This is a genomic window from Marinobacter confluentis (assembly GCF_004785685.1).
Lineage (GTDB): Bacteria > Pseudomonadota > Gammaproteobacteria > Pseudomonadales > Oleiphilaceae > Marinobacter > Marinobacter confluentis.
Genome location: NZ_SRPF01000036.1, coordinates 1 through 320, shown reverse-complemented (window position 1 = coordinate 320; position 320 = coordinate 1). Strand labels below are relative to the sequence as shown.

Here is a 320-nt window from a genome sequence, read left to right as displayed (position 1 = left end):
GCCAGCCGCGCGGCCTCTACGGCCAGGGACAAATCGTCCATCTTTTAAAGACGCTCGAGATAGACAGTGGTGCCCGGGTCTTCCTGGCTTCCCGGCGTTGGCGCATAGAGTGCGCGTACCAGTCTGGTGGCATTTTCGTTGTCCGAGGTTTTCAGTGTCGGATCATAAAGGCAGGTTGCGATCTGCCCGATCATTTCGCGGATGCTGTCGACCTGGATCGGGCATTGTTCCAGCAGGCGCCAGACTTCGTCGACGAGGCTGTCCAGAAGGTTGGCATAACCGAGATGGTTCACCAGATACTGGTAAAGCGACTGAACAAT

General features: G+C 56.6%; 1 pseudogene. It reads right to left on the bottom strand.

The features are described from left to right. Positions 1-44: 44 nt before the first annotated feature. A pseudogene (locus E5Q11_RS17450) lies at positions 45-320 on the bottom strand (hypothetical protein); the annotation flags it as partial.